This is a genomic window from Neobacillus rhizosphaerae (assembly GCF_050477885.1).
GTDB classification, from domain to species: Bacteria; Bacillota; Bacilli; order Bacillales; family Cytobacillaceae; genus Neobacillus; species Neobacillus rhizosphaerae_A.
The window spans coordinates 1-20,446 of sequence record NZ_JBCNAC010000091.1 but is presented as its reverse complement, the minus strand read 5'-3'; the positions used below and the strand labels follow the sequence as shown (position 1 = coordinate 20,446).

Sequence of the window (20,446 nt, the reverse complement as noted above, 5' to 3'; positions counted from 1 at the left end):
TTTCCTCCGGAAATTTAGTTAAACTATACGAAAAATTCTAAAAATAAACTCTTTTTTTTATATGGTACACCCGATGTTTTCTATAATCAAGCTTAGTATAATGAAAATCAATAATGAAAGCGTTTTCGAAAGGAGCGGTGATATGAAAATTGTCATAGCCCCAGACTCATTTAAGGGGAGTTTAACGGCAGTTGAAGCAGCTAAAGCAATAGAAAAAGGCATTCGCAAGGCATTTCCAGATTCCGTTAGTCTATGTCTTCCTGTTGCTGACGGTGGAGAAGGAACTCTAGATACTTTAGTTGCTGCCACTAATGGACAAAAAGTACCAGTCTATGTTACCGGACCTCTAGGTCAAAAGGTTGAAGCTGAATACGGTATATTAGGTGATGGAAAAACCTGTATCATTGAAATGGCTAAGGCCTCTGGCCTTTCCTTAGTACCTCGAGAAGAACTTAATCCTTTAAAATCCACTACCTTTGGAACGGGAGAACTTATTAAACGGGCTTTAGATGATGGCTTTAAGTCATTTATTCTAGCAATAGGAGGATCAGCAACCAATGATGGGGGAGCGGGAATGCTCCAGGCCTTAGGTTTGGCCCTATTAGATGAAAAGGGTGACAGCATTTCACCTGGTGGTATTGAGCTTGAAAAAATCGATTGTATTGATTTAAGCAATTTTGACGAGAGAATTCAAGAATGTAGGTTTCTGATTGCCTCAGATGTAGAAAATCCTTTAATTGGCCTACATGGAGCATCCCATGTGTTTGGTCCACAAAAAGGAGCAACTCCCGACATGGTTCAATTGTTAGATAGTTGTCTAGCTCATTGGGCAGATGAAGTCGAAAAAGTAACCGGTATCCATCTTCATGATTTACCGGGAGCAGGTGCTGCAGGTGGAATTGGAGGGGCATTTCAAGCATTTTTTCCTTCTAGTATGAAACGAGGTATTGATGTTGTTATTGAACATACAGGACTTCAAGCGGCCCTCGAGGGAGCAGACCTTGTCATTACTGGAGAGGGACAAGTAGATTTTCAAACGGCCTCAGGAAAGACTCCGATGGGGGTAGCTCAGGCTGCGAAATTACAGAATATTCCTACAGTTATTCTTGCCGGATCTATCGGGACAGGTATAGATGTTTTATATCAACATGGAATTGTAAGCGTTAATAGTATTTTAAACAAGCCTATGACGTTGAGTGAAGCCATCGAGAATGCGGCAGATTTACTAGTACAATGTGCAGAACAAGTTGTAAGATCCTTTTTTTACTCTCAAACATTAAAATCTGGAAAGGTGGCCACGTAAATGAAAATTAAACAAACGATCGAAAAAGTTCCTGGAGGTCTCATGGTTGTCCCGTTAATGCTAGGGGCACTACTAAATACTGTTGACCAATTGCATATACCGGTTGTAATGGACTTTTTAAAATCTCTAGGAGTTTCTCAAACACCAGAAGGGAATTATGAGTTTCTAAGAATAGGAGGATTCTCGGAAGCCCTTTTTAAAAATGGCGCACTTGTCTTAATTGCATTATTTCTATTTAGTGCAGGAAGCCAAATGAATGTAAGAGTGGGGGGATCTGCCTTAAAAAAGGGTGTCTTACTTACTACTTCTAAATATTTAACAGGATTAGGGATTGGGGTTTTATTCGGATATCTATTTGATCCAATGGCAGGACTTTTTGGTCTTTCAACAGTGGCTATTATTGCAGCAATGACAAATGGTAATGGTGGAATGTATGCGGCATTAACTGGTCAATATGGAAACCGTTCAGATGTAGGAGCAGTTGCGGTTTTATCACTTAATGACGGTCCTTTCTTTACTCTAATGTCTTTAGGTTTATTAGGTTCCAAATTTCCAGTTATAGCATTTATAGCCGTTTTATTACCTATTGCAATTGGAATGATTCTAGGAAATTTAGACCCTGAAATTCGTGATTTTTTAAAGCCAGGAGAAATTTTACCGGTACCGTTCTTTGCCTTTGCTTTAGGTGCAGGAATGAACTTTGCTAGTTTCTTTAATCCTTCTGTTGTAGCAGCAGGCCTAACACTAGGAATTCTTACTACTGGTCTTACAGCAACTACTGGAATATTAGTATTTAAATTATTTAGAGAAAAAAGTATGATTGCACCAGTCTCAGAAGCTTCTACTGCTGGTAACGCGGTTGGTACTCCAGCAGCAATTGCAGCTGCAGCAGCAGTTGCAGCTGGGGCAGGGATGATGAGTAAGGCTGAGGCAGCTAGCTATGCGGAAATTGCTAACCTAGCAACAGCTCAAATATCAATTTCTGTTTTAACAACAGCTATTTTATGTCCGATTGCTGTTATCCTTGTTGATAAGTATCAAAAGAGAAAAGGGATTGATGGTAAAGTTGAGGTTGTTGCAACCAGCCAAGCTACTCCTCAATCAATTGCAAAATAAAAATTTCACCCCTGAGTACTCTTTCAGGGGTGAGATTATTTTATCGAATAAATTTTCAATAAATTGAAAAAATGTAATACTTCTCTATAAGATCATTTCAAAATAGACCTGCACAAATAACAAAAAGAGAGGGATTTAGTTATGGAAACAACCTTACTATATGGAAAAAACGGTTTAACCGTTAATATACCTGATCATGCCTTTATTGTAGAACCGAATCACTTGCCAGGATTAGATCATGATGAGGAAGCGATAAAAGCTGCTTTAAACGATCCTATTGGTACACCACCTTTAAGGGAAATGGTAAAGTCTACAGATACAGTGGCTATTGTAATTAGTGACATTACCCGACCTACACCGAATCACAAGCTAGTGCCGCTATTGATTCAAGCGCTTGATCATGTCCCTTTGGAAAACTTTGTCATTATTAATGGAACAGGTACTCACCGTGACCAAACAAAAGAAGAATTTGTACAGATGCTAGGGGAATGGGTAGTAGATAATGTACGCATCATTAACAATCAATGTCATGATAAAGAAACATTAGTTAATATTGGTAAGAGTAGGTTTGGGTGTGATGTATATTTAAATAAGGAATATGTAGAAGCTGACTTTCGAATTGTCACAGGTTTTATTGAGCCGCATTTTTTTGCTGGATTCTCAGGGGGCCCAAAAGGAATTATGCCAGGGATAGCCGGAATTGAAACGATTATGACCTTTCATAACGCTAGAATGATAGGGGATGCACGTTCAACTTGGGGCAATATGGTGGATAATCCCGTTCAAGACATGACTCGTGAAATCAATCGGATGTGTAAACCAAGTTTTATGTTAAATGTAACGTTAAATCGTGAAAAAGAAATTACGGCTGTATTCGCTGGTGAATTGTATGAAGCACATGACAAAGGGTGTGCATTTGTGAAACAACATGCAATGATTAGATGTGAGGAGCGATTTGATGTCGTAATTACATCCAATTCCGGATACCCGCTTGATCAAAATCTTTATCAAGCTGTTAAAGGAATGAGCGCTGCACATAAAATCGTAAAAAAGGGTGGAGCGATTATTGTGGCTTCAGAATGTTCTGATGGACTTCCGAGTCATGGTAATTATTCGAAAATATTCGAATTAGCTGAAAGCCCACAGGCTTTATTGGATCTTATTAATGATCCGAATTTTAAGATGTTTGATCAATGGCAAGTTCAAAAGCAAGCCGTCACTCAAGTTTGGGCAGATATCCATGTTTTCTCTCAGCTATCTGATGAACAAGTGCTTGGTACCATGCTAAAACCGAGCCATAATATTGAACAAACGTTGGAGGAATTAAAACAAACTTACGGTGAAAATATGTCGATTGCTGTTTTACCGCTAGGTCCACTAACCATTCCTTACGTCGAAGAGTAAGTGAGGCTGATGGACAATGGAAAAAATCATTTTAATTGCAGATGATATAACAGGTGCATGTGACTCCGGAGTTCAATTTACCCAAAAAGGTTTAAAAGCGGCTGTCTTCTTTGATGAGCCTGCTGTAGGAGATGTTGAAGCTGATGTCATCATTTATGATACGGACAGTAGAGCTTTGAGTCAGCAGGAAGCTTATCAAGCAGTTGATCGTGTGGCTGCAACCTTGAGTGAAGAAGTTGTCGGTATGATATATAAAAAAATAGATTCGACTTTACGCGGAAATATTGGTAGTGAGATAGATGGATTGATGGATAGGCTTTCGTTTGATGTCGCAATTATCGTACCGGCCTTACCTTCTATGGGCAGAATCACAAAAAATGGAATCCATTATTTAAATGGAGAGCCGATAGAAAAAACGGAAATTGCTCAGGATCCTAAGACACCCGTTACAGAATCAAATATAATCAGACTACTATCAAATCAGTCCAAAAGAGAGGCATCTTTATTTCCAAAGGATTTATTAAATCAAGATATTCAGGTAATCTATCAAAAAGCGAAAGAGCTTATTAACGAAGAAAAGACCTTATTTGTTATTGATGCAGAAAACAAACGAGATCTTCAACAAATTGTTACTGGTTTTAAGGATTTACCATTTAGAGTTTTGTGGGTCGGCTCTGCAGGATTAGCAGAGTTTCTTGTACCCAAAAATAATGGAGAACATAAAAGACCAGTAGGGAGAGAAGTAGTTAATAATAAGCAACCGGTATTGATTGTTTCTGGTAGTCGCTCTAGTGTGGCCAAACGCCAGGTTGAAACGTTACAGGAATTGTCATCTGTAAATATAGTAAGCTTAATTCCTGATAATCTCTTAGAAAAAGAGGAGAGAGAATTAGAAATAGTAAAGTGCCAAGAGGAATTGATAGTCCATTTGAAAAATAAACAGGATGTCGTTGTTAATGTCGAAAAGGTACAGCGTACTTCTTTATCAAAACACCCAAACCTCCCCTATGTAATTGTCGAAGCATTAGGGAAAATAGTTAAAAAAGCTGTTAGTCAATTTCAACTTCAAGGAATCATTTTAACTGGAGGAGATACGGCAAAATCAATCTCTAGAGAACTTGGTGTGACGGGGATAGAGTTAATTGATGAAGTCGAGAGGGGCTTGCCCTTATCGCGAATGATTGGTGGCCCCCGTTTACTTACGGTAACAAAAGCTGGTGCATTCGGATCGGAGATGTCCCTTTACAACGCGTTACAACAATTAAAAGGAGAAGGTAATCAATGAAACCAATTATTGCTATTACAATGGGTGATGCAGCCGGCGTTGGCCCAGAAATAATAATTAAAGCACTAGAAAATCAAGCTATTTTTGACATGTGTAACCCTGTGGTAATAGGTGATAGCACCATATTAACCCGGGCAGTAAATTTTGTAGGGTCTGAGCTTAAAATCAATTCTATTTCAGAAACGGAAGAAGCAAGGTATGAGCAAGGGACGGTGGAATGCCTTGACTTAAAGCTTTTAAGTGACCAACTGCCTGTAGGAAAGGTATCCAAAGAGGCAGGGAATGCCTCATTTCGATACCTAGAAAAAGCCATTTCTCTAGCAAAGGAACAAAAAATTGATGCCATATGTACGGCACCTTTAAATAAAGAGGCACTTCATCTTGCAGGTCATCTTTTTCCAGGACATACAGAAATTCTGGCCGAATTGACTGGAACAGAAGACTTTGCCATGATGCTAACCGCACCTAAATTAAGAGTCATTCATGTAACAACTCATGTTGGTTTAATAAAAGCAGTGGAAATGATTAATCCGACACGGGTTTATAATGTTATTCAACTAGCGGACCAGACGTTGAAAAAAGCTGGAATTCCTTCTCCTAAAATCGCCGTTTGTGGAATCAATCCACATGCGGGTGAGAATGGATTATTTGGAAATGGGGAAGAGGAGGAAAAAATTACTCCTGCTGTGCAAAAGGCAGTATTGGAAGGGATTGAAGTAGTAGGACCACTTCCGGCTGATACACTTTTCTTTAGGGCAACTCGAGGCGATTTTGACATGATTGTCGCCATGTATCATGATCAAGGCCATGGGCCGATAAAAGTATTAGGCCTGGAATCAGGCGTCAATATTACAGTAGGACTGCCAATCATTCGAACAAGTGTGGATCACGGTACAGCATTTGATATTGCGGGTAAAGGTATTGCAAGCGAAGAGAGTCTAGTGGAGGCAATAAGACAGGCAGTTGAGCTTGCCCCAAAACATGGATAAAGGGTGATTAAATTGCTAGAAATGAAATATAACAAACTTCAAGGAATATTAAGAGAAATGAAAACAGTAGTCATCGCCTTTTCTGGCGGGGTAGACAGTACCTTTTTATTGAAGGCAGCACTCGATACTCTTGGCCGGGAAAACGTATTGGCTGTAACAGCAGATAGTGAGACCTACCCTTTTGAGGAATTACAAGAAGCTATTAAACTTGCCGAACAGCTGGGGGCAAAACATGAGGTAATTCAGACATCGGAATTAAATATTCCAGGTTATTCTGAGAATACATCAAACCGCTGTTATTTTTGTAAAAAAAGCTTGTTTGAGCATCTTGTACCAATTATGGTAGAAAATAACTACAATAATGTAGCTTTCGGGCTAATCGCAGACGATCTTGGGGAACATAGGCCAGGAACAAAGGCGGCGAGAGAATACAATGTAAGGGGACCACTTCAAGAAGCAGATCTCTATAAAAGTGAAATTCGTGAGCTGTCACAACAAATGAGTCTACCTACCTGGGATAAGCCTTCCTTTGCTTGCCTATCATCAAGGATTGCTTATGGAGAGCACATTACGATAGAAAAATTAAAAAAGATAGATAAATCTGAACAAGCTATTCGAGCCCTTGGAATTCGGCAAGTGCGGGTACGTACCCATGGTGAGATTGCTAGAATTGAAGTAGAACCACAAGAAATGCAACACTTAATGGAACATCATCAAGAAATCACAACGAAACTTCAAGAATTTGGATATACGTATGTCACGATGGATCTTATTGGTTATAAAAGTGGCAGTATGAACAAAGTTTTGCAAGAGGTTGAGAGGTAGAAAACGAGATGGGAAGTCTTTTGGGAGTTTTAGGAATAGGATTTTTATTGGGACTTAAGCATGCTTTAGAACCTGACCATATTATTGCGGTATCTACAATAGCAGGCAAGCAGAAATCACTTTTTCATTCCAGTTTTTTAGGTGTTTTTTGGGGGCTAGGACATACCTTGACCTTACTAGGCGTATTTCTTATTTTAGCACTTACAAAAGGAAGTATCCCTCAAAAGTGGGGCATGGCATTCGAAATGGGCGTAGGTGTTATGCTCATTTACCTAGGAATTCTTTCTTTTCTAACGTTAAAAAAGAATCATATAAAGAAACCTACTAAAGAAAACAAACAATTTTTCTTAAAATCTATGTTCATTGGTCAAATCCATGGACTAGCAGGAAGTGCTGCAATGACATTGCTAGTTGTATCGGCAGTTGATTCCATTAGAAGTGCGGTTCTTTATATTGGGGTGTTCGGTGCTGGTACCATACTTGGGATGCTTCTGTTTACCTTTGTTATCAGCCTACCATTTGTTTTTTCAGGCAAAACGCAAAAGCTGGACCGTATATTAACAGGTTCTGCAGCAATCATTAGTATTTGTTACGGAATTTACTATATCTATTTAATGGGATATCAAGAAGGCTTCTTTATTTAATACGAAACTTTAAGACAGCAGGTGAAATCATGAGGAAATTTGAAGATTTAGGATTTAGTAAAGTAGATATTGATCGAGAAAGACGTACCGGATATCCTGAAGTGATTTATGGAGAAGGGAAAACCGCGGAACAAATTAATCTTATCATGGAGAAGCTGATTGAATCTCACGGTAAAGTAATGGTTACACGTTTATCAGAAGAGAAGGCCGCTTTACTGTTAGATAATTATCCTTCCGCACACTATGATGCAGTATCTCGAATCTTGCTTTACGGTTCAGCTTCCAGGCAATATCACGGTGAAGTGATGGTAATGTGTGCAGGTACTTCTGATTTACCTGTTGCAGAAGAAGCCGCGATTACTGCAGAGTGGATGGGATGTAAAGTAAAACGACTTTATGATGTCGGTGTAGCAGGTATTGATCGTTTACTAGCCTATCGCGATGAGATTACCAAAGCTAGTGTTCTAATTGTGGTTGCAGGGATGGAAGGCGCATTGCCTAGTGTTGTGGGTGGATTGGTCAAGCGCCCAGTTATTGCTGTACCTACTTCTGTTGGATATGGAGCACACCTCCAAGGATTAACTCCTCTTTTGGGGATGTTGACATCCTGTGCTTCAGGAATGAGTGTGGTAAATATTGATAATGGATTCGGAGCAGCATATCAGGCAGCACTCATCCTTCAGCTCGCTTCAGAGGGGGTAAACAATGAACATACTATATCTTGATTGCCAATCTGGAATTTCTGGAGATATGACATTATCAGCATTGATCGATTTAGGAGCGGATATAACTTATATTAGAGAACAATTGATGAAGCTGCCAATCGATCCTTTTTCTTTAAATGTGAAGCAAGTAGACAAGAAAGGAATGTCTGCAAAACAGCTTGACCTTCACTTTAAAGAAGAAGTACATGTTCATGATGCGCATTTGCATGACCATGGACACCATCACCATCATGAAGATCATAGCCATTCACATAGCGGGCACCATCATCATCATGTAGACCATAGTCACACACATGGCGAACACCATCACCATCACGGAGGACATGAACACTCACATAGTGAGCACCATCATCATTCACATAGAAAAGCTTCAACCATTCTAAATATGATAAACGAAAGCGAGTTACCTCTTAGAGTTAAGGAGAGAAGCAGTGCTGTTTTTCAAGTGATAGCTGAGGCAGAGGGAAAAATACATGGCATGGATCCAAGAGATGTCCACTTTCATGAGGTAGGGGCAATGGACTCGATTATAGATGTAATTGGGGTATGTTTGGCCCTAGAGAATTTAGATATTAATAAGATTATTGCTTCACCAGTTCCAACTGGATATGGAAAAGTCATGATGGCACATGGTCTATACCCTATTCCTGCGCCAGCTACTGCTGAAATTCTACGAGGTGTTCCTTTAGCCGATTTTCATGTAAAGGGAGAATTAACGACCCCAACAGGAGCTGGATTTTTAAAAGCTCTAGTTGATGACTATGGCCATATGCCTGCCATGTCTATAGAGCGTATTGGATATGGGGCTGGAAAAAAGAATTTCGAACACCCGAATGTATTGCGGGTTCTTCTTTTTCAGGCAAAGGATGAACCTCAAAGGGAAACTATATCTATATTAGAATGTCAGTTAGATGATATAACAGGGGAAACCTTGGGTTATGTCATGGAAAAGGTTATAAAAAACGGAGCACTAGATGTTTTTTTTACTCCAATAACAATGAAAAAAAGTAGACCAGGTTCTCTTATTACTGTTCATACAAAGCCACAGGATAGTCTAGCAATGGAAGATCTATTGCTTAAAGAAACCAGTACTTTTGGTGTTCGTAAGTCTGAATGGTCACGAAGAATCCTATCACGTCGATTTGAAAAGATAGAAACTATTTATGGAAATTTAACAGTTAAAATTGGATACGAGGGTGGCAAGATTTATAAAATAACACCCGAATATGAAGAAATAAAAGAAGCAGCAATTGCATTCAATGTACCTCTTTTGGAAGTCTATTCAGTCCTTCAGGCGGAAGCAAGAAAGATGATTGAGTTAAACGCAACGTTGTAAAGTAAGTAGTATTAAGAAAATTAACTTTAAAAAAGATCTTCTATTTCAAACAAAGAATAGAAGATCTTTTTAATGAAAATTATCAAAATGGAATTAATGTTCTTGTAACTCGTTTACAGTAACAAATGTATATCCCTGCTCCGTTAGTGCCTTTAGTATCCCTTCAATCGCTTTTAGCTCTTCGCCAGTTTGGTCATACATCGGATGCATCAAGATAATTGATCCAGGTTTTATATTTTTCTTCACATAATTAATTTTATCAGTTGTGGATGAGTAATAGCTATCGGGTTCCAAACTCCACATAATTGTATCTCGATGATGTGTATAGAGGTAATATGGGAATCCGATTAGTTTTTTACCATTAGGTGGACGGACATCAATTTCACCCTTATAGCCTGCTTCACGGATTAGCTGATCCGTTTTTTCTATTTCTTTCTTTATATATGACGGTGTTTTGAATACCATTCGATTATGCGAATATGTGTGATTTCCTAGCTGGTGACCAGCTGTAGCTATTTTCCCCGCTTCCACAGGGTACTGTTCCATATCGTGACCAATGAGGAAAAAAGTAGCCTTTGCCTTGTATTGTTCTAATAATGGAAGAATAGAATTTACATTTTTAGACGGTCCATCGTCAAAGGTTAAAGCAACTACCTTTTGGTTGGTCTCCACTTTATCCGTAAGTCCGCCAAACAATTGGAATGTTCGCATATTCATTAATTTATAGGTACCGAAAAGTAAAAACAAAACAAGTATAATCAACGTTATTATAAGTATTATTCTTCTTTTTTTCATTAAAAAGACCTTTCTTGAAGAGATTTCTTTCAATTATAGCAAAAAGAAGAGATTGTTCGAACCTCACTAGAAATCTTTCCCTTGTGAAACATTATTATCTAAAGCCTACTTATATAAAGCGGCGCAAAAAGGTTGCTCTAGACCCACCCGACTGTTGGTTGTTATGATATGGAAGGAATTTGTGGGGAGGTCAGGAGAATGGATGACCAGAAATATAAAGACCTTAGATTAGGGGAACGAGGCGCAATGATAAGTATTGTTGCCTATCTTATTTTATCAGCTGTAAAACTAGTTATCGGATATATGAGTGATTCAGCTGCCTTAAGAGCTGATGGACTAAATAATACAACAGACATTATTGCATCGATTGCTGTCCTTATCGGGTTAAAAATATCGCAACGACCGCCTGATAACGATCATGGGTATGGCCATTGGAAGAGTGAAACCATCGCCTCTATGGTGGCTTCGTTTATTATGATTGCCGTTGGTATCCAGGTGTTGACGGATGCCATTCCCGCTATGTTTCGGGGGAGGAATGAGTCTCCTGATATGCTTGCTGCCTATGTAGGGATAGCTTCAGCGGTCGTTATGATAGGTGTTTATCTTTATAACAAAAAATTAGCGATAAAAATTAATAGCAAAGCCGTGATGGCCGCTGCCAAAGATAATCTTTCTGATGCATGGGTAAGTATAGGAACGGCTGTGGGAATCATTGGATCACAATTACATATGCCTTGGCTTGATACATTAACGGCAATTATCGTAGGAGTTTTGATCTGTAAAACAGCTTGGGATATCTTTTTGGAAACTTCTCATGAACTTTCAGATGGATTCGATGAACATAAGATTCAGCTCTACCAAGAGGTCATTACAATGCTAGATGGTGTGAAAGGCATTAAAGAATTGAAAGGGAGAAACTACGGAAATAATGAAGTCATCGATGTGGTGATTCTCGTTCATTCCACATTAGATGTCCGAGCTGCGCATGACATTGCCACCCGTGTAGAAAAAGTATTGATGAGAGACTATGGTGTCTATGATGTTCATGTCCATGTAGAGCCGGATTATGAAAAGGTGAGGGGATAGATTCGCAAAGGAAAAAGTGAATATTAAAAACTAGAAAAGCAGTGTGCTTGAATTCTAAAGGATTCCGTTTTCGAGTGCTTTCTTAATTTAAAGGCCCAAGAATTGACGTCTGTCTTTTTCTTCATTTATTTTTCTACGAAACTTCATTCACTTTACCCAATCTGATAAATAGACGGAAAAATTCCGCTTATTTAATAAATTTTAGTAAAAAAAGCTAAAATAGACGGAGAAATTCCGCCTATTGACTCGAAAAATGCGAAAATGGGAGATTTTCCTTTGCATAACCGGAAAAATTCCGCTTATATAACCCAAAAATGAGCTCCATTCTGCATTTAACCGGAAAATCTCCGCTTATTTTACTCTTGCTGGATCCTCGATTCAGGACAAGGCATCTTATTTAAAAGGGAGTGCGTATTAAAAGAACATCATACTGATGCATTACGGTGAACTCTTTCAAAGTAGGTAAGGTTTTACCTGTTTTTTACCGGCAATAGCGCGCAGCTTTCTTAAATACGCATAACCCAAAGAGAAGAAAAGCTAGGAAGCCGATTAACGCAATAAGAATATTTAAAATATGACCAAGATATCCTAGTTCAAGTAAGTTGAAGAAATCAGAAATGACCCCTAAAACTGCAAGTAGCAACCATATCACACCAGTTAAAAATCCAAGGAAAACACCAAAAATACTACAGTGAGAATGACATTTACCATGATCCTGTCCCATAGAGATTCACCTCCTGTCATGGTTGTTCAACAATATAATATGCGTGACATGAAGTGCTTGTTTATTAGAACACCAAAAAGAGGCTTGTATACTTTTAGGAATTGTTTGTTATCATTTTAGAGTAGATAAAGTTGCCTTAAGATTGTTATAAGTATAATAATTACAACATTAATAAAACCTATTGAAGCAAAGCACAACCTGAATTAGAATGGTATCTATTCCTTAAATATTTATAACATTATTATCCTTGTATAATATCAGTGTCGTTGGTCTGATAGTTTCTACCTGGCAGCCGTAAAATGCCGGACTACAAGGAAGTATGAAGAAACGTAGTCTTTTGTCAGGTTGACTTAGATGAATTAATTCTGTTTTAAAAAAACAGTCCTTACTTTTTCATGCTTTCTGTCTGGTGGCGGAAGGTCTGAAAAGGGAAGGACTTTTTCTATTTGAAATAAACGTTTTAGGAAATGATAAACAAAAGGAGTGAGTAGCGTGTATTTTTTGTTGAATGTAGTTGGAGTACTAGTTGTTATGGGCCTCGTTTATTTATGCTCACCTAATAAAAGAAACGTAAAATGGAAGTCCATTTTGACATTGTTGGTAGCTGAGTTTGGGATTACTTGGTTTATGTTATCGACGAAAATTGGGTCATGGATTATTAATAAAATAGCTTCTTTCTTTACCTGGTTAATTGCCTGTGCCAACGAAGGGATTTCATTTGTTTTCCCATCTGTCATGGCGAATGAACATGTAGATTTCTTTTTTAGTGCGCTAATGCCGATTATTTTCATTATTACGTTCTTCGATATCTTAACCTATTTTGGAATTTTAACCTGGATTATTGATAAGGTGGGCTGGGTCATTTCAAAATTATCCGGCTTGCCAAAGCTGGAGAGTTTCTTCTCTATTCAGATGATGTTTCTTGGCAATACGGAAGCACTCGCTGTTATCCGTCAGCAAATGATCGTTCTAAAAGAACATCGACTGTTAACGTTTGGAATCATGAGTATGAGCAGTATCAGCGGCTCTATTATTGGGGCGTACTTAACGATGGTACCAGCGACGTATGTATTTGTGGCGATTCCGTTGAATTGTTTTAATGCCCTCTTGATAGCAAACATGCTAAATCCTGTTGAGGTGAGTAAAGAGGAAGACATCGTGTATGTTCCTTCTAAGGAAGAAAGAAAAGATTTCTTTTCAACGATATCTAACAGTATGCTTGTCGGAATCAAAATGGTCATTGTTATTATGGCGATGGTCATTGGATATGTAGCTTTAACTGCTGGTGTAAACGGAATCTTAGGATTCATTGTGAAAGGCTTAACCATTCAAAAGATTTTCTCTGTTATCTTTAGTCCATTTGCCTTTTTGCTTGGCTTAGGGGGAGATGATGCGATGTATGTGGCACAGTTAATGGGAATCAAGCTTGCCACCAATGAGTTTGTTGCAATGATGGACTTAAAAGGTAAGCTCAGTGGGTTGGCTCCGCATACGGTTGCGGTGGCGGTCACGTTCCTAACCTCATTTGCTAACTTTAGCACAGTCGGTATGATTTATGGTACGTTTAACTCTATTTTGGGTGAAGATAAATCAAATATCATCGGGAAGAATGTGTGGAAGCTACTAGTAAGCGGTGTAGGAGTATCCTTACTAAGCGCAATGATTGTTGGATTATTCGTTTGGTAATAAGCATTTTGGAGCATTTTGGGGACAGTCCCCCGCTGCGTTACCGCAGTGGGGGACTGTCCCCTTTTTTTATGATATGATTTTACATAGACGCAATAATGATGCAAGTTTGTCTGTGCCTAAGGCAAGGATAAATATGAGTACACCCTATTTTATGTGGAGGATTTTTCTTGATTACTCTCATCAAACCACTGATTGTAAATATTACGATATTATTATCTTTTACTTTTAATATGAATTTGTTTTTACCGTTTCAATCTAAAGCTCCTATATTATTAAAACAAAAAGTCATTTATGGGTTAGTAGGAGCTCTAGGTGCACTTTTCTGCATGATTTATCCTATTCGGACCTTAGGAGAGACGCATTTTGATTTAAGGATGGTTGCTATCATCATCCTTACTTTGTATGGTGGCTGGATCCCCGGTAGCATTATTTTAGTTAGCACATGTTTAATTCGATATTTCATTGGTGGAAAGTTTCTTTTAACGGGTATCCTAGTTTGCGTTGTCGCTTTTTTATGTGCGTTAGCATGGAGGCGGCCATTTTTAAAAGCAAACGCTAGGCTTGCGGCGGGATCAATTGTCGTTGGTTGCTATCTTGTTCTTTATATTACCATTCTGTATTTTAGAGTTCGTTTTTTAGAATTACACTTTTATTTAACTTACTTTATTGCTTTTTATTTAACCACCATAGCCCTAATCTTTGTGATTGAAAGTTTGATAAAAATTAATAAGCAGTTTGAAGAAATGGTGTATATGGATAAGCTGACAATGGTTGGGCAGCTTACGGCTTCGATTGCGCACGAAATTCGAAATCCACTGGCAACCGTTAGAGGCTTTATTCAATTTTTAAGTACAGATACAAAGGATGAGCAATTGAAGAAATACTCCCCATTAATTCTTGAAGAACTAGACCGGACGAACAGTATTATTACTAATTATTTGAAAGTGGCGAAGCCCGAACCATTTCAATTAACTGTTGTCTCCTTACATGATGTCTTAAGTGATTGTGTCCAACTATTGAGACCGCTTGCGACATATTCGAATGTTGTCATCGAATATGATAATACCCAACCATACTATATCAATGGGGATGAGCCACATTTAAAGCAAGCACTCATGAATGTTATGAAAAATGGGATTGAGTCCATAGTTTATCATGGGAAGATCAAGATTGAGCTGCAAGCAGACTACATAAAACGACAGGTGGAAATTAGCATCCAAGATAATGGAAGAGGAATGACCCCTGAAGAGTTAAGAAACATCGGTCTCCCTTTTTACACAACTAAGTCGAAGGGAACAGGACTAGGTAGTATGGTAACCAACAAACTGATCCGTGAAATGAATGGCTCCATTGAGTACAAAAGTGAAATCAGCAAAGGTACAACCGTTACAATTGTCTTTCCGTTAAGCAAATAAAAAGGTGCCTGTCCCCCAACGCTTTAAAGCGTTGGGGGACAGGCACCTTTTTATAGTATGGGTGAGAGTTTTTGAAATATTTCTTTTACCATGGATTTAATTTCATCGTAGTCTAAATTTGGTAGTAATTCGGGTCGTAGCACTTGGAAGCATTTAGCCAAGTAGTAATCATATAGAGCACGTTCTAATGTCAGTTCCTCATCCATTAAAAAAGAGGTATTGATTAGTTTATTTAAGACGGCTTCGTCTTGCATTATGAGAAGTGCCGGATTTAATTCATTAAAGGAGCCTGATTCCATTCCAGTTTGATAAAACGAATGAATGGCTGCCATTTGTTCTTTTCGTGCCTGCTTCTTTTTTTCATAAAGTGATAAGCAGCTGATTTGAAGGTCTTTTAAGAAAACTTCAGAGGAATAGGCAGCCGAAAAAACGGCATGTTCGAAGACCTTTTGAAGACGTTGGGAATAGGAAAGCTCTGTATTGGAAATCATTTGACCTGCTTCATAAATATAGGAAATGCAAAAATCATTTAACTCCATAAGGATGTCTTCTTTTGAAGAGAAATAGTTATACAGAGAGGCTCGACTCATGTTCATTAACTGAGCAATTTCTTGGATAGATAAAGACAAGAATCCCTGAGTCCGAATCACTTTTATGATCTTCTTAATATGGGATTGTCTCATCAGTAATCGATCTTCAGTTGATATTTTTCTCATAGTCCACACTCTCTTTCCATCAAAAATTATAACATAAACCAATTGGGAATTTCTTTACATCAACGCCAAGTTTTTTTAGTTTACAAAGATGAAAAAGAGGAGTAAAGTAATCCATTGTTAACACTTTGGACATTATATGATTATTTTGTCTAAAATAAAATCAGTAATACACTTTAACCCCATGAAGTTAGAGAGCTTGGGCAAAATAAGAATAGATTACATTACATTCACAAGAAGAGAAGAGGAGAATACACCTATGACAACAGCTACATCATCAAGACAACTCATAAATGACTTTAATCAAATTCTTAAAGGTCGCCGGTCTATTAAAAATTATGATAAATCTGTAAAAATCAGCCGTGAGGAAATGACTGAAATCCTAACGTTAGCGACACTGGCGCCATCATCCGTTAACATGCAGCCATGGCGTTTTCTTGTTATTGAAAGTCCTGAAGCAAAAGCGACACTGGCGCCACTTGCTAAATTTAACCAAAACCAAGTGGATACTTCATCTGCAGTTATTGCGGTATTTGGTGATTTGAACAATTTTGAGAAAGCGGAAGAAATCTATGGTTCTGCCGTAGAGAAAGGTTATATGCCTCAAGATGTTAAGGAGCGAATCCTCACTTCTTTCGCAGGCTACTACGAGAACATTTCACGTGAGGAAATGAAAGACGTGGTGTTAGTCGATGGTGGACTTGTGTCTATGCAATTAATGCTGGCAGCTCGTGCGTTTGGATATGATACAAACCCTATTGGCGGTTATGAAAAAGACCAAATTGCAGAAGCATTCGGTTTAGATAAAGATCGATATGTTCCAATTATGCTTATTTCCATCGGAAAATCAGCGGATAGTGGGTATCCATCTGTACGTCTCCCAGTTGCTCAAGTCGCACAATGGAAGTAAGGAAAGAGCCTAAATCATTGATAAATGAGAGAGGATGACTTAACGATGATTATTATTCATGCTACATTTCATATTAATCCAACCATGCAGGATCAATTTTTAGAAGGTATTCAACCCTTGATTGCTGCATCAAGAGCAGAAGAGGGAAACATCTCCTACCGTCTTCAAAAGGATGTAGAAAGTGAAAACATCTTTACCATGGTGGAAATTTGGCGGGATAAAGATGCTGTTGCAAGCCACAACGCAAGTGAGCCGTTCACCACATTTGTAGCAACGGCAAAAAAATTTCTCACTGCACCACTAGATGTAAAAGCATTCGAAGGACAACCGCTGAAATAAAAAAGGTGCCTGACCCCCGCCGCGTTAACGCATTACCACGCTGGGGGTCAGGCACCTTTTGTCATATTTAATCATCTTCTGTATAGGCTTCAGTGGTCGTGTCCATGCATTCCCAACATTCACATCTGTTCCTCTCAAATTTAGACAATTCCTTTCCACATGAAATACAAACATCCATATCCATCGGCATATCTCCTTTCAAGTGAAAGTTTTTATCTCTATATACCCATTTATATTCATTTGAAAGCTTGTTAGAGAACTTGTTTACAGCATAGCCGCTAATATATTTTTAAAGCTTTCTCAAATAAGCCACTGCTTTTGGTGTATAAATCTCTACAGATCCCATTAGGTTAAAGTAACTAGTCATAGTAACTTTTGAAAGGGATACGCTAAAGAAAACAACATTCAACTGTTAGGGGCTAATAAGTATGAAGGTTTTATCGATGATCCAACCATGGGCAAGTCTCTTTGTTCTTAGAGAGAACCAATACGAAACCAGGTCGTGGAAGACAAATTATCGTGGCCCAATGGCCATTCACACTAGTTTGAAAATTGATAAGGCTGTCTCCAATCATATTGCCATTCAGAAGTTGCTAGGTAAACATGGATACACAACTGAAAATTTGCCAACCGGGAAAATTATTGCTGTTTGTGAACTTGTCAATTGCATAAAAGTAACGGAACATAACCAAACCTGGGCAGTCCTAGAGGATGGACGAATCGTAGAAGGAAATGACTTTTTTCTAGGGGACTTTCGAGTAGGTGGATATGCGTGGGAAGTGAAAGATATGAAATTACTGGATGAGTGGATCCCGACAAAGGGAAAACTAGGATTATGGGAGCATCCATTTTAGGGTGCCTGACCCCCGCTGCGTTACCGCATTAATATGCTGGGGGACAGGCACCTTCTTTGGGCCAAGTTGGAACTTATTTTGTTTTCATTCGTATAAATAGTACAAAGATTAAAGGGAGTTGTGGAATTTTGTTCTTAGAAGAACTGCAGCCTGAGGAGAAAAAGGCGTTTCTTGAACTTGCTACGCTGATATCAACCATTGATGGCAAATTATCTATATATGAACATACTGTTTTAAAAAAGTTTAAAAAGGAAGTTGAGCTAGAGGATTATCAGATAAAAGGTCAGGCAATAGAGGATATTTTAGCGATATTTCAATCTGAACGCGCTAAAAACATCGTTTTAACAGAACTCCTGCAATTGATTTATTCAGATGGAGTATTTCATGAACAAGAAAGTGAATCTGTCCGCATCATTAAGGAGTACTTCGGCTTCGATCCACATGAATTCGGAAGCTTTAAGGATTGGATTGGTAAAATTAACGAGCTTTCCGGTAAAGATTCTCATTCAGTGTAATTGACACTTTTAGCCTTATATCCATTTAACAAACGAAACGCTCAGAGCAATATTTTTCTCTGAGCGTTTATTGTTTTTTCGAATGGAAGCTTATAAGAATCGTATTCGTACCTCTTTCGTTAGGGGTGCATTGTATTAGGTTAATCATGGTTTGCCGAGATTTGTATCTACTGTCATGGATGAGTCAGCAGGTCTCTCTCCATTCTGTAAGTCGGCAACAGTCAAGCCAAAATCCATTTGTAAATGAGGATAATCTTTAAATTGAGCCCAATCACCGCCCCATTCAAACCCTAAAGCTTTTGCCATTACTACAACCTCAGTCCAATCGGATTTCCCATTTTTATTTCCATCAAAGTTCATATCCCAAATGACATTTCCTGAAGGATCCTTTAGCGCAAAATCAACGGCAAGACCAAAATTGTGATAAGACTCTCCTCCTTTTGCATACGTTACAATCGTTCCTTCAGTCGATCGACCTTTCTCATATAGCCGATCCTGATCTTCCGCACTGCGGAAGCCATCCGTAATCATGACCCTAATTCCTTTACTTGCGGATTGTTGGATTAATTGATCGCTGCGTTCCTTCACAATTGGATGGAGTTCAGTTGGAAAAGAAACAGACTGCTTTGTATTCAAATCGGATATAGGATTTTCTTCCATAAAGAGAAGGATGATAATAAGAGCAAAAGAAATGATAAACAATAAACTTCCTATTCGTTTTAACTTCAAAACTATATTCCTCTCGTATATAAAAATGGCTTCTTAATTAAGACGTAAAGTACAGCCGCATTGTTTCATTTCTTTGCTTCCTAACTTTTGGGTATCTGTCTTCGGAGACCCATTAAAGATTCGGTAAAAAAACTAATCAAACGTTTGATTAAAAAAGCTAGAGGCCATGTGAACAAGGGTTGAAAAACTAATCAAACGTTTGATTAAAACGCTGGAGACCTTGGGACACAAGGGTTGAAAAAACTAATCAAACGTTTGATTAAAAAAGCTAGAGGCCATGTGAACAAGGGTTGAAAAACTAATCAAACGTTTGATTATAATGCTGGAGTCCTTGGTACACAAGGGCTGAAAAAACTAATCAAACGTTTGATTAAAAAAGCTAGAGGCCATGTGAACAAGGGTTGAAAAACTAATCAAACGTTTGATTAAAAAAGCTAGAGACCTTGGGACACAAGGGTTGAAAAAACTAATCAAACGTTTGATTAAAAATGCTATAGGCCATGTACACAAGGGTCGAAAAACTAATCAAACGTTAATTAAAAGGCCATATTCGCAAAGTTTGTTGGTATTCACATTATAGTTTTTATTGTAGTCGCACATTTTCGGACATGTTTCTCTTGAATCTATCAACCCTGTCAGAAGTTAGCCCATGTTCTGACAGAGTTAACCTAAAATTCATCAGCCCTGTCAGAAGTTAGCCCATGTTCTGACAGAGTTGACCTAAAATTCAATAACCCTGTCAGAAGTAGATTCATGTTCTGACAGAGTGGACTTAAAATTCATCAACTTTGTCAGAAGTACTTTTAAATTAGGAACAAAATTGATAGTGAGCAACAATGTATATGAAAAGAGCTTAATTGAAAAGCTGGAGGCCAGTGTGCGCGAAGGTTGAAAAAACTAATCAAACGTTTGATTAAAAGTTTCCATGGACTCCGCATTTCTCCTTACATGATAAGCATGAATTCGACTTCGACTTCGAGAATTGCCCAGCTCTGCGCCTAGCACCTCGGGTCAAATAACCTACTGCAATTAAAGTCAAAGAGCGACTTT

Annotated in this window: 20 protein-coding genes and 1 riboswitch; of the genes, 16 read left to right on the top strand and 4 right to left on the bottom strand. The window is 38.3% G+C overall.

All coding sequences use genetic code 11. The features are described from left to right. Positions 1-142: 142 nt before the first annotated feature. The 9 genes from ABES03_RS12365 (at position 143) to larC (ending at position 9,627) form a co-directional block, all read left to right on the top strand. Positions 143-1,303: a glycerate kinase gene (locus ABES03_RS12365; protein WP_430117588.1), complete on the top strand. Its 1,161-nt coding sequence runs from the start codon at positions 143-145 to the stop codon at positions 1,301-1,303. After that, positions 1,304-2,419, top strand: a complete 1,116-nt coding sequence (locus tag ABES03_RS12360) for a 2-keto-3-deoxygluconate permease (protein WP_430117587.1) — start codon at positions 1,304-1,306, stop codon at positions 2,417-2,419. It begins immediately after the preceding gene. Between the two features lie 141 nt (positions 2,420-2,560). Continuing rightward, complete coding sequence (gene larA / locus ABES03_RS12355; protein WP_430117586.1) at positions 2,561-3,823, top strand: nickel-dependent lactate racemase; 1,263 nt, start codon at positions 2,561-2,563, stop codon at positions 3,821-3,823. Positions 3,824-3,839: 16 nt separating this feature from the next. Continuing rightward, complete coding sequence (locus ABES03_RS12350; protein WP_430117585.1) at positions 3,840-5,108, top strand: four-carbon acid sugar kinase family protein; 1,269 nt, start codon at positions 3,840-3,842, stop codon at positions 5,106-5,108. After that, the gene (pdxA, locus tag ABES03_RS12345) at positions 5,105-6,097 is read left to right on the top strand and encodes a 4-hydroxythreonine-4-phosphate dehydrogenase PdxA (RefSeq protein ID WP_430117584.1); all 993 of its coding nucleotides are present in this window, start codon (positions 5,105-5,107) and stop codon (positions 6,095-6,097) included. The genes ABES03_RS12350 and pdxA overlap by 4 nt, the downstream gene beginning before the upstream one ends. A 21-nt stretch (positions 6,098-6,118) precedes the next feature. After that, on the top strand, positions 6,119-6,922 hold the full coding sequence (gene larE / locus ABES03_RS12340) for an ATP-dependent sacrificial sulfur transferase LarE (RefSeq protein ID WP_430117616.1): 804 nt from the start codon (positions 6,119-6,121) through the stop codon (positions 6,920-6,922). An 8-nt stretch (positions 6,923-6,930) separates the two neighbouring features. Continuing rightward, positions 6,931-7,566 carry an urease accessory protein UreH gene (locus tag ABES03_RS12335; RefSeq protein WP_430117583.1) on the top strand — a complete coding sequence of 212 codons (636 nt, stop codon included), beginning with the start codon at positions 6,931-6,933 and terminating at the stop codon, positions 7,564-7,566. A gap of 29 nt (positions 7,567-7,595) precedes the next feature. Next, complete coding sequence (gene larB, locus ABES03_RS12330; protein WP_430117582.1) at positions 7,596-8,291, top strand: nickel pincer cofactor biosynthesis protein LarB; 696 nt, start codon at positions 7,596-7,598, stop codon at positions 8,289-8,291. Next, entirely contained in the window at positions 8,272-9,627 is a 1,356-nt protein-coding gene (larC, locus tag ABES03_RS12325) for a nickel pincer cofactor biosynthesis protein LarC (RefSeq protein ID WP_430117581.1), read from the top strand. Before larB ends, larC begins: the two co-directional genes overlap by 20 nt. 93 nt (positions 9,628-9,720) lie before the next feature. On the opposite strand, the gene ABES03_RS12320 is transcribed toward larC, so the two are convergent. Next, complete coding sequence (locus ABES03_RS12320) at positions 9,721-10,422, bottom strand: polysaccharide deacetylase family protein (protein WP_430117580.1); 702 nt, start codon at positions 10,420-10,422, stop codon at positions 9,721-9,723. 198 nt (positions 10,423-10,620) lie between these two features. Between ABES03_RS12320 and ABES03_RS12315 the strand changes: the two genes are divergently transcribed. Next, entirely contained in the window at positions 10,621-11,508 is an 888-nt protein-coding gene (locus tag ABES03_RS12315; RefSeq protein ID WP_430117579.1) for a cation diffusion facilitator family transporter, read from the top strand. Positions 11,509-11,989: 481 nt separating this feature from the next. Here the strand turns inward: ABES03_RS12315 and ABES03_RS12310 are convergent, their stop codons facing one another. Then, positions 11,990-12,232: an ABC transporter gene (locus ABES03_RS12310; protein ID WP_430117578.1), complete on the bottom strand. Its 243-nt coding sequence runs from the start codon at positions 12,230-12,232 to the stop codon at positions 11,990-11,992. A 227-nt stretch (positions 12,233-12,459) separates the two neighbouring features. Then, a riboswitch (purine riboswitch) is annotated at positions 12,460-12,562 on the top strand. Between the two features lie 162 nt (positions 12,563-12,724). Here ABES03_RS12310 and ABES03_RS12305 point away from each other — a divergent pair. Then, on the top strand, positions 12,725-13,918 hold the full coding sequence (locus ABES03_RS12305) for a nucleoside transporter C-terminal domain-containing protein (protein ID WP_430117577.1): 1,194 nt from the start codon (positions 12,725-12,727) through the stop codon (positions 13,916-13,918). Positions 13,919-14,088: 170 nt separating this feature from the next. Continuing rightward, positions 14,089-15,336, top strand: coding sequence for an ATP-binding protein (locus tag ABES03_RS12300; protein ID WP_430117576.1), 1,248 nt, complete (start codon positions 14,089-14,091; stop codon positions 15,334-15,336). A gap of 50 nt (positions 15,337-15,386) precedes the next feature. Here the strand turns inward: ABES03_RS12300 and ABES03_RS12295 are convergent, their stop codons facing one another. Then, positions 15,387-16,052, bottom strand: a complete 666-nt coding sequence (locus ABES03_RS12295) for a TetR/AcrR family transcriptional regulator (RefSeq protein ID WP_430117575.1) — start codon at positions 16,050-16,052, stop codon at positions 15,387-15,389. A gap of 256 nt (positions 16,053-16,308) precedes the next feature. On the opposite strand from ABES03_RS12295, the gene ABES03_RS12290 reads away from it, so the two are divergent. The 4 genes from ABES03_RS12290 to ABES03_RS12275 all read left to right on the top strand — a co-directional run bounded on the left by ABES03_RS12290 (position 16,309) and on the right by ABES03_RS12275 (position 18,667). Next, positions 16,309-16,959 (top strand): nitroreductase family protein, encoded by a 651-nt coding sequence (locus ABES03_RS12290; protein WP_430117574.1) that lies wholly within the window; start codon positions 16,309-16,311, stop codon positions 16,957-16,959. A 45-nt stretch (positions 16,960-17,004) separates the two neighbouring features. Next, the gene (locus tag ABES03_RS12285) at positions 17,005-17,298 is read left to right on the top strand and encodes a putative quinol monooxygenase (RefSeq protein ID WP_430117573.1); all 294 of its coding nucleotides are present in this window, start codon (positions 17,005-17,007) and stop codon (positions 17,296-17,298) included. Between the two features lie 428 nt (positions 17,299-17,726). Then, the gene (locus ABES03_RS12280) at positions 17,727-18,152 is read left to right on the top strand and encodes a 2-oxoglutarate dehydrogenase E1 (RefSeq protein WP_430117572.1); all 426 of its coding nucleotides are present in this window, start codon (positions 17,727-17,729) and stop codon (positions 18,150-18,152) included. Positions 18,153-18,280: 128 nt separating this feature from the next. After that, positions 18,281-18,667 (top strand): TerB family tellurite resistance protein, encoded by a 387-nt coding sequence (locus ABES03_RS12275; protein ID WP_430117571.1) that lies wholly within the window; start codon positions 18,281-18,283, stop codon positions 18,665-18,667. Between the two features lie 144 nt (positions 18,668-18,811). On the opposite strand, the gene ABES03_RS12270 is transcribed toward ABES03_RS12275, so the two are convergent. Next, complete coding sequence (locus ABES03_RS12270) at positions 18,812-19,327, bottom strand: M15 family metallopeptidase (protein WP_430117615.1); 516 nt, start codon at positions 19,325-19,327, stop codon at positions 18,812-18,814. Positions 19,328-20,446 lie beyond the last annotated feature (1,119 nt).

Excerpts from the sequence above, each read along its gene's own strand:
- ABES03_RS12365 (WP_430117588.1), top strand. The coding sequence starts at position 143 with ATGAAAATTGTCATAGCCCCAGACTCATTTAAGGGGAGTTTAACGGCA.
- ABES03_RS12360 (WP_430117587.1), top strand. The coding sequence starts at position 1,304 with ATGAAAATTAAACAAACGATCGAAAAAGTTCCTGGAGGTCTCATGGTT.
- larA (WP_430117586.1), top strand. The coding sequence starts at position 2,561 with ATGGAAACAACCTTACTATATGGAAAAAACGGTTTAACCGTTAATATA.
- ABES03_RS12350 (WP_430117585.1), top strand. The coding sequence starts at position 3,840 with ATGGAAAAAATCATTTTAATTGCAGATGATATAACAGGTGCATGTGAC.
- pdxA (WP_430117584.1), top strand. The coding sequence starts at position 5,105 with ATGAAACCAATTATTGCTATTACAATGGGTGATGCAGCCGGCGTTGGC.
- larE (WP_430117616.1), top strand. The coding sequence starts at position 6,119 with ATGAAATATAACAAACTTCAAGGAATATTAAGAGAAATGAAAACAGTA.
- ABES03_RS12335 (WP_430117583.1), top strand. The coding sequence starts at position 6,931 with ATGGGAAGTCTTTTGGGAGTTTTAGGAATAGGATTTTTATTGGGACTT.
- larB (WP_430117582.1), top strand. The coding sequence starts at position 7,596 with ATGAGGAAATTTGAAGATTTAGGATTTAGTAAAGTAGATATTGATCGA.
- larC (WP_430117581.1), top strand. The coding sequence starts at position 8,272 with ATGAACATACTATATCTTGATTGCCAATCTGGAATTTCTGGAGATATG.
- ABES03_RS12320 (WP_430117580.1), bottom strand. The coding sequence starts at position 10,422 with ATGAAAAAAAGAAGAATAATACTTATAATAACGTTGATTATACTTGTT.
- ABES03_RS12315 (WP_430117579.1), top strand. The coding sequence starts at position 10,621 with ATGGATGACCAGAAATATAAAGACCTTAGATTAGGGGAACGAGGCGCA.
- ABES03_RS12310 (WP_430117578.1), bottom strand. The coding sequence starts at position 12,232 with ATGGGACAGGATCATGGTAAATGTCATTCTCACTGTAGTATTTTTGGT.
- ABES03_RS12295 (WP_430117575.1), bottom strand. The coding sequence starts at position 16,052 with ATGAGAAAAATATCAACTGAAGATCGATTACTGATGAGACAATCCCAT.
- ABES03_RS12290 (WP_430117574.1), top strand. The coding sequence starts at position 16,309 with ATGACAACAGCTACATCATCAAGACAACTCATAAATGACTTTAATCAA.
- ABES03_RS12285 (WP_430117573.1), top strand. The coding sequence starts at position 17,005 with ATGATTATTATTCATGCTACATTTCATATTAATCCAACCATGCAGGAT.
- ABES03_RS12280 (WP_430117572.1), top strand. The coding sequence starts at position 17,727 with ATGAAGGTTTTATCGATGATCCAACCATGGGCAAGTCTCTTTGTTCTT.
- ABES03_RS12270 (WP_430117615.1), bottom strand. The coding sequence starts at position 19,327 with ATGGAAGAAAATCCTATATCCGATTTGAATACAAAGCAGTCTGTTTCT.